This is a genomic window from Mycobacterium sp. TH-M103 (assembly GCF_057473785.1).
Genome location: NZ_JBYCLG010000126.1, coordinates 1 through 8,561 on the forward strand (window position 1 = coordinate 1; position 8,561 = coordinate 8,561).

The following is an 8,561-nucleotide window of genomic DNA, read 5'->3' on the forward strand; positions in this document are numbered from 1 at the left end:
GTTTGATCGCTGTGCCGGTGGTTCTCATGGGTTGATCGTGTTCTCCCCGTATTGGCGGCCCCAGACGTATTCGGTGAACATCGGCTGGCCGAGCTCCAAGTGGTTGTACGGCGCGACGCTGGCGCCGGTGTCCATCACCAGATACGGCGCCGGCCACAGGTCGCGGGTGATGGTCTGCCAGCAGCCCGGCTCGCCGCCGGGCCCGCCGCGTGCGTTGACCCGCGGCAGGTTGTCCGGATAGACATACGGATTGGGTGCCCCGACGATGGTTCCGGCGGCCGCCAGCGAATAGCCGTTGCCGCCGGCGGCGTGGGCGACTTTGGGTGCGGCGTCGTGAAAGTTGCGGATGGTGCAGAGCAGTTCGGGGCTGTAGGTGTCGAGCAGCCGCGCCGTGGGCACCAGATCGGCTGCCGCGCGCGTCAGGTACGGCCCGCCCCGGGCGAAGATTTCTTCGCCGTTGCGCCCCACCCCGACCGCCGCCATCAGCGCCGCGTCCAGATCGTTCTGCTGTCGGGTCAGTGTTTGCGCGGTGGTCACCGCGTTCCGCAAAAAGCCCCACAGGTCGGGCGAGGCGCCGGCGTAGACGTCGGCCAGGTCCGCCAACCGCCGCACGTCGTGCCGGAACGCGGGCATGCGCGGATTCAGCTGCGCCAGAATCTGGTTGCCGTTGACCAGCGACTCCCCGAACTTGTCGCCCAGCCCGTTGAGCGCCTGCGCCAGCGCGGACAGCGTCGCGTTCAGCTCGACGGGGTCGACCTTCTCCGCGAGCGAGGTGACCGATTCGAACAACGTGTTGAACTCGGTCGTCACCGACCGCACGTCGATGACGTCGTGCGCCGAGATATGCTGCGGATTCGGGTTCTTGGGCGAGCTCAACGCCACGTACTTGTTGCCGAATAGGGTGGCCGCCTCGATGTTGGCCACCACGTTGGCCGGGATCAGCTCGACATAGCGGGGGTTCACGTTCAGCAGCAGCCTGGCCGCCGGTCTGCCGTCACGTTCGATCTCCGAGATGTCGGCCACCCGGCCGATCGCCACCCCGTTGTAGGTGACCTTCGCCCCCGGTTCCATCACCAGCCCCGCCCGCGACGCCACCATCGTCAGCTCCGTCTTGGGTGTGAAGTCGCCACGAAACTGCATGTACACCAATGCCAGAACCAGTCCGCACACCGACAGCAGGACCACGGCCTCCACATACAGCCACACGCGTCGGTCGGTCCGCATCGCCGGCGTCGTCATGGCCTCACACCGTGAGGTTGAAGTTCGGGTCGACGCCGTAGAGCGCCAACTGGGCCAGCAGGACCACGACCACCACCGATACCAGGGAGAAGCGCATCGAGCGGCCGACGGCCTGACCGACCCCGACCGGCCCGCCGCTGGCGGTGTAGCCGTAGTAGCAGTGGGTGATCATCACCACCACCGCCATGATGACGACCTCGAGCACCGACCAGCCCACGTCCTCGGGTCGCAGGAAGGTGCGGAAGTAGTGCTCGTAGGTGCCGTTGGACTGGCCGTAGAACACCGTCGTGACGAGTTGCCCGGAGGTGAAGGCCATGTCGAGGGCCAGCGCGTACAACGGCACGATCACCACCAGCCCGCCCAGGATCCGGGTCGAGACCAGAAACGAGATCGACTTGATGCCCATGACTTCCAGCGCGTCGATCTCCTCGCTGATCCGCATGGCACCCAACTGCGCGGTGGCGCCGGCGCCGACCGTGGCGGCCAGCGCGACGCCGGAGATGATGGGCGCGGCGACGCGCGTGTTGGCCAGTGCGGCAAAGAATCCGGTGAACGCCTCGACACCGATGTTGCCCAGCGACGCGAAGCCCTGGATGGCGATCAGCGATCCGCCGGACAGCGTCACGAACCCGATGATGGCGACCGTGCCACCCACGATCGCCATCGCACCGGTTCCCATACCGATCTCGGCGATCAGCCGCAGCGTCTCCCGGTGATAGCGGCGCAGCGCCCACCCGATCTGCCAGACGCTGATCCGGGTGAACCGCGCGAAGATCCCGATCCGCTCGAACCGGCGCGCCGTGCCGCCTCCGTAGCGCCCGATGGTGGCCGCGGTGCGCGGGAAGCGGCCCCGTGCGACGACACCGGTGGACATCTCAGCGCCCCGTTCCGAACCGGACACCGATCGTCGTCAGCACCACGTTGACCGCGAACAGCGCGATCACGCACAGCACCAGCGTCTCGTTGACGGCGATGCCGACGCCCTTGGGACCGCCCTTGGTGGTCAGGCCGCGGTAGCAGCCCACCAGCCCGGCGATCGTTCCGAACGTCGCCGACTTGACCACCGAGATGACCACCTCGGGCAGGCCGGTGACCAGGGTGAGGGTGCCGACGTAGGCGCCCGCCGAAACGTGTTGGATGTAAACGCCGAAGATGAAACCGCCGACCAGGCCGATGGTGATCACCGCACCGTTGAGCAGGGTCGCGACGATGGTCGCGGCGACGACGCGGGGCACCACCAGCCGGTGGATGGGGTCGATGCCGAGGACCTCCATCGCGTCGATCTCCTCGCGGATGGTGCGGGCGCCCAGGTCCGCGCAGATCGCCGTGGACCCGGCGCCGGCGATCACGAGCACGGTGGTCAGCGGGCCCAGTTGGGTGACCGCGCCCAGCGCCGCGCCCGCACCGGAGATGTCGGCGGCTCCGAACTCGGCCAGCAGGATGTTGAGCGTGAAGATGATGAGCACGGTCAGCGGAATCGCGACCGCGAGGGTCGGCAGCAGCGACACACTGGTGATGAACCAGCCCTGCTCGATCGTCTCGCGCCACTGAAAGGGCCTCCGGAACAGCGCTTTACCGGTCAGCACGCAGGTCCGGAAGAATCCGCCGACGGCGTCGACTCCCGGCTGGATCTGGCCGCGCAGGTAAGTGGTGATCACCGCGGGGGTGCTCACTGCCGCTTCCCCCGGCGCTCGAGTGCGTCCAGCAGGGCCGCATTCGCCAGTTCCAGCGCGTGGTGGGCGGCGTCCTTCGCGCCGGGCCCGTCGCCGGCGCAGATCGCATCGGCCAGGGCCCGGTAGATCTCCGGGCGGTTACCTTCGGCGGTCAGCCCCGGGGCCACGGCGGCGATCGCCGGCTCGTATGCGGCGCGAAACGCGTTGTACATCAACCGGAACACGATCGATCCGGCGCTGTCGACCACATGGTCCCAGAACGAGAGCGCACGGCGTTGCCACTCGAGCGGGTCCGGCTCCGACTCGAGGGCGCGCAGCGAGTTCTCGAGCAGCCCCGCCAGGTCGGGCCCGTGTCGTTCGGCCGCCAGCTCGGCGACCTTCGGACCGTTGCGCAGCCGGGCCTCGAGGATGCTGCGGAAGACCGCGCCGTCGAGCTCGCCGTTGCGAAACAGCAACCGCGGCAACAGGTCCAGGCCCGCGTGCTGCCGGAAGTCGCGCACCGTGGTGACGCCGCCCTGGCGCACGTCGACCAGCCCGGCCGCCGAGAGCCGCTTGAGCGCCTCGCGGACGGCGGGCCGCGATACGCCCAGCACCTCGGCGAGCCGGCGCTCACTGGGCAGGGCCGCACCGGGCTGCATCTCCCCGCTCAACACGTCGGCGGCGATCTGCTCGAAGACCTCTTCGGGCACCGAGCGGCGAATCACCGGTTGCAGCGCCATGCGGCAAGTCTGTGGGCCAGTTGGCCAGACGTCAAGTGGTAAGACCAGCGTGTCGCCGGACGGGCGGGCCCGAACCCGTGCGGTCGCGCGGCCGCCGAAGGCATCCTCGCCCGGCAGTCCGGTTTGCGGGGCGGGTTACCCTGACGCCGGGCTGCCGCGCGTGCGGCGCTGATCCGAAGGATCTCAAGGGACACTTGAAGCATGCGAGTTGACGGGTGCGACATCGGTGTTTCCGGCAACTTGCTGCAACCGCTGATCCGGCGGACCAACGACATCCTGCGACTGGCCCTGGCCGCGTTGTTCCTTGCCACCGTGATCACGAGTTCGCTGATCACCCGGCCCGACTGGGTCTCGCTCGAGAGGTCCGTCTCCCAGATCGTCGGGGTGTTGTCGCCCGCGCAGTCCGACGCGGTCTACCTGGTGTACGGATTCGCGATCGTGGCGCTGCCGTTCGTGATCCTGATGGGCCTGATCTTCTCCCGGCAGTGGAAGCTGTTGGGCGCCTACGCGGGGGCCGGGATAGTCTCCGTCGTCCTGCTGTCGATCAGCAGCAACCACATCGCGGCACCCCGATGGCACTTCGAGTTGTCCGACCGGCTCACCACGATGCCCGCCCAGTTCCTCGACGATCCGCGGTGGATCGCGATGCTGGCGGCGGTGCTGACGGTCTCGGGCCCCTGGCTGCCGGCGCGCTGGCGGCGCTGGTGGTGGGCGCTGCTGCTCGCCTTCGTACCGATCCACCTCGTCATCAGCGCGATAGTGCCGGCGCGTTCGCTGCTGGGGCTGGCCGTCGGGTGGCTGGTCGGGGCGCTGGTGGTGCTGGCCGTCGGCACCCCCGCCCTCGAGGTGCCGCTCGACAGCGCGGTCCGGGCGATGGCCCGGCGCGGGTTCTTCGTGTCGCAGCTGACCGTGGTCCGACCGGCCGGCGCCGGGCCGCTGGTCCTGCGCGCCGCGTCGGCCAATGCCGACTCGGCGGCCGCGGCCTCGGCGGTGATGGAGCTCTACGGGCCCCATCAGCGCAGCGGCGGCGCACTGCGCCAGATCTGGCGCAAGGTGCGGCTGCGCGACAACGAGACCGCGCCCCTGGTGGCCTCGATGCGCCGCGCCGTGGAACACCGCGCCCTGATGTCAATCGCCATCGGCGACGCGGGCGTCGCCAACACCTCGACGATCGCCGTGACGCCGCTGGCGCGCGACTGGATGCTTTACGCCCACAACCCCGTTCGCGGTAGGACGCTCGACGAGTGCGCGCCCGAGGTCCCGGTCGCGCGGGTGTGGGAGGCGCTGCGCACGCTGCACGACCATCAGATCTCCCACGGGGATCTGCGCGGCCGCGAGATCACGGTGGCCGACGGCGCGGTGCTGTTCGGCGGGTTCGGCGCCGCCGAGTACGGCGCCACCGACGCGCAGTTCCAGTCCGACCTGGCCCAACTCCTGGTCACCACGACGGCGCTGTTCGACGCGGAGTCCGCGGTCGGCGCCGCGATCGGCGCCTTCGGCGAGGACGCCATCCTGACCGCCTCGCGCAGGCTCACCAAAATCGCTGTGCCCAAACGGCTTCGGAAGTCGCTGCCGAACGCCGGCGCCACCATCTCCAGCGCACGTGCCGAGGTCAAGCGGCAAACGGGCGCCGACCAGATCAAAACCGAAACCATCACCCGGTTCACCCGCGGCCAGATCATCCAGCTGGTGCTGTTCGGGGCGCTCGTCTATGTCGCCTACCCCTTCATCAGCACCGTGCCCACGTTCTTCTCCGAGTTGAGGACCGCGAACTGGTGGTGGGCGCTGCTGGGGCTGCTGATCTCGGCGCTGACCTACGTGGGCGCGGCGGCCGCCCTGTGGGCGAGCGCCGACGAGTCGGTGAACTTCTGGAAGCTGTCGGTCGCGCAGGTGGCCAACACCTTCGCCGCCACCACCACGCCCGCCGGCGTCGGTGGACTGGCGCTCAGCACCCGTTACCTGCAAAAGGGCGGCGGGCTGTCGGCGGTGCGCGCCACCACGGCGGTGGCGCTGCAGCAATCGGTGCAGGTGATCATGCACCTGGCGTTGCTCATTCTGTTCAGCACCCTGGCCGGTGCGTCGACGGACCTTTCCCACTTCGTCCCGACCGCCACCGTCCTGTACCTGATCGCGGGCGTGGCGCTGGGCATCGCGGGCACGTTCCTGTTCGTGCCCAAGCTGCGGCGCTGGCTGGCCACGGACGTGCGCCCCAAGCTGCAGGAGTTGGGCGCCGACCTCGTCGATGTCGCCCGCGAGCCCAAACGCCTGGGGCTGATCGTGCTCGGCTGTGCCGGAACGACTCTCGGCGCCGCGTTGGCGCTGTGGGCCAGCATCGAGGCCTTCGGCGGCGGCGCGTCGTTCGTCAGCGTCACGGTGGTGACGATGGTCGGCGGGACGCTGGCCTCCGCGGCACCGACACCCGGCGGCGTCGGGGCGGTGGAGGCGGCGCTGATCGGTGGTCTGGCCGCGTTCGGCGTGCCCGCGGCCATCGGCGTGCCGTCGGTGCTGCTCTACCGGGTGCTCACCTGCTGGTTGCCGGTGTTCGTCGGCTGGCCGGTGATGCGCTGGCTGACCAGCCACGAGTTGATCTAAAGGCGCCGATGGCGCTGGGCCGCATACCTATTCGGAACCGGCGGCCACCACCAGCACCATCGAGCGCCGCACGCTTGCGCCGACCGTGGTGGTGAGAAAGACCGGGTAGTAGTCCTCGGGGACCTCCGGTGTCAGGGTGATCGCGACGCTGGCGGTGGCCGATCCGTCGGGGCCGAACTCGCCGAACGACCGTGACGGTGCGATCCCCGGCTCGGGCGAGACGCCGGTGACGGTGTAGCCGCCGGGGCCGTCGGTCATGCGCTGCAGCTCGACCTTCACCGTGCCGGTGCTTCCCGGCGCGATCGTGACCGCGGGCCGCGGGACGTTCGCGGTCACCGCCGAAGCGCCCGTGCCGAACGACGGCCCGGCGCTGGATACGCTTGTCCCCCAACGCTTGTCGGGGTAGGTGGCGAGCGAGAATGCCAGGTCGCCGCCGGTGCGGATGATCGACTCCGGAAGAAACGTGTGGTCGGTGGCCCGGCCGTCCACGCGCAGGCCGCTGATGTACTTCAGGTGGCTGGGCCCGGAGGCGCCCGGTGCGGTCATCCGGATCGACTTGCCACCCGGGAGCCCGATCACGGCCCGGTCGAACAACGGCGCGCCCACGCTGAGCACCGGCACCGCCGGGATGGCCGGATACAGCCCGAGCGCGGCCCACACGTACCAGCTGGACAGCGCGCCCAGGTCGTCGTTGCCCGGCGCGCCGTCGGGCGTCGGGCCGTAGAGCCCGCGCACCCGGTCGACCGTGAGCTGAGTCTTCCAGGGCTGCCCGACGTAGTTGTACAGCCACGGCACCCCGAAGCTTGGCTCGTTGCCGGCCCACAGGTAGGGCTCGTTGGGGCCGACGTTGAGTTTGCGGGTGAAGCGGTCGAGCCGACCGGCCACCTGGTTGCGTCCGCCGAGGGCGGTCACCAGGCCGGCGACGTTGTGCGGCACCGACCAGACGTATTGTTCGGCGTTGCCCTCGTCGTACCCGTCCTGGCCGAAGCCCTCGGAGTCGACGAATCCCGGTCCCCCGCTGAAGAACCCCATCGGGCTGCGGGGCGAGATGTAGCGGGTGCTGGGGTTGAACAGGTTCTGCCAGTACTGCGCCCGGGCCTGGAATTCGGCGGCGGTCGCGGTGTCCCCGAGCGCGTCCGCGAAGCGGGAGATGGCGAAGTCGTCGATCGACCACTCCAGCGTGATCGAGGCGTCGGCGATGCGGCCGCCGGTGCGGAATTCCAGGGTGAACGGCGCGTACCGCAGCGCCAGGTAGGTGGCGATGCCCGGCCGCTCCACGTAGCCGTTGAGGCCCACCCCGCCCTTGGTCGCCGCGTGCACCATGTACCGCAATGCCGTTGCGCGGTCGAAGTTCTCGGCGCCGTAGGCATTGAGGTTGGCGATCAGCGGCACGACGCTGTCCCCGGTCATCTCCCCGGTCGCGGAATTGGCCAGCGCCCAGCGCGGCAGCGCCCCGCTCTGCGTGGCGTCGTTGATCAGCGATTGGGCCATGTCGCTTGCCCGCTGCGGGAAGAGCAGCGCCTGCAGGGCCGCCAGACACCGGTAGGTGTCCCAGTCGGAGAAGTTCGCGTACTGGGTGTGCCCGTCGGGCACGGTGTGGATGGCGCCGTCGAAGCCGAGGTAGCGCCCGTCGGCGTCGTTGAAGGTGTTGGGGTGCAGCAGCGAGTGGTAGAGCGCGGTGTAGAAGGTCTCCAGATTGTCGGGGTTGTTGCCGGCCACGGCGATTCGGGACAGCGTGGCGTTCCACTGTGACGCGGCGGCGGCGCGGATCCCGTCGAAGCCGTCCACGTTCTCGGCTTCCAGGTTCGCCCTGGCCCCGTCGATGCTGACGTAGGAGATCGCGGTCCGCACCTCGATCTGCGAGCCGGCGGGGAACTCCACGTAACCCCCGCTGTAGGGCGACGCGGCGCCGCGGGCGCCGGCATAGATCCAGTAGCCGTCCCAGGTGCCGTAGGAAAGGAACGGTCGGTTGAACTTCATCGCGAAGTACACGGTGTAGGTGTTGTTTTTGCCGCAGAACCCGCCACTGGTCGCCCATCCGGTGATCGTGGTGTTGTCCTCGCCGATCTGGATGGCCGCGCGGGAGTTGCCGGCCAGCGACGCGCCGGAGCGCACGTGGAACAGGGCGGGCCGGCCGTTGTGCGGGTAGCTGAACCGGCCGACCCCGGTGCGGGTGGTGGCGGTCAGTTCGGCGCTCACCCCGGTGTCGGGGAACCGCACCCGGTAGTAGCCCGGCTCGCCGACCTCGGTGTCGTCGTGGGCGATCGTCTCCCAGGCGTTCCACGGCTGCGAGCCGAGCGCGGTGGTGGTCGGCAGCATCGAGATGTCGCCGAAGGCG

6 protein-coding genes are annotated in these 8,561 nt (G+C 69.5%); 1 reads left to right on the forward strand and 5 read right to left on the reverse strand.

Annotated features, from left to right (window positions below):
- Positions 1 to 24 precede the first annotated feature (24 nt).
- From AC2VOR_RS07250 to AC2VOR_RS07265, 4 genes are read right to left on the reverse strand one after another with little or no spacing between them, the layout of a single operon-like run.
- On the reverse strand, positions 25 to 1,239 hold the full coding sequence (locus AC2VOR_RS07250; protein ID WP_486963485.1) for an MCE family protein: 1,215 nt from the start codon (positions 1,237 to 1,239) through the stop codon (positions 25 to 27).
- 4 nt (positions 1,240 to 1,243) lie between these two features.
- On the reverse strand, positions 1,244 to 2,113 hold the full coding sequence (locus AC2VOR_RS07255; RefSeq protein WP_486963486.1) for an ABC transporter permease: 870 nt from the start codon (positions 2,111 to 2,113) through the stop codon (positions 1,244 to 1,246).
- A 1-nt stretch (position 2,114) separates the two neighbouring features.
- Complete coding sequence (locus AC2VOR_RS07260) at positions 2,115 to 2,912, reverse strand: MlaE family ABC transporter permease (protein ID WP_369740722.1); 798 nt, start codon at positions 2,910 to 2,912, stop codon at positions 2,115 to 2,117.
- Positions 2,909 to 3,631, reverse strand: coding sequence for a FadR/GntR family transcriptional regulator (locus tag AC2VOR_RS07265; RefSeq protein ID WP_486963487.1), 723 nt, complete (start codon positions 3,629 to 3,631; stop codon positions 2,909 to 2,911). The genes AC2VOR_RS07260 and AC2VOR_RS07265 overlap by 4 nt, the downstream gene beginning before the upstream one ends.
- A gap of 201 nt (positions 3,632 to 3,832) precedes the next feature.
- On the opposite strand from AC2VOR_RS07265, the gene AC2VOR_RS07270 reads away from it, so the two are divergent.
- The gene (locus AC2VOR_RS07270) at positions 3,833 to 6,223 is read left to right on the forward strand and encodes a lysylphosphatidylglycerol synthase domain-containing protein (protein ID WP_486963488.1); all 2,391 of its coding nucleotides are present in this window, start codon (positions 3,833 to 3,835) and stop codon (positions 6,221 to 6,223) included.
- 27 nt (positions 6,224 to 6,250) lie between these two features.
- On the opposite strand, the gene AC2VOR_RS07275 is transcribed toward AC2VOR_RS07270, so the two are convergent.
- Positions 6,251 to 8,561 (reverse strand): GH92 family glycosyl hydrolase (locus tag AC2VOR_RS07275; RefSeq protein ID WP_486963489.1); only part of this gene is annotated, 2,311 nt, incomplete at its 5' end.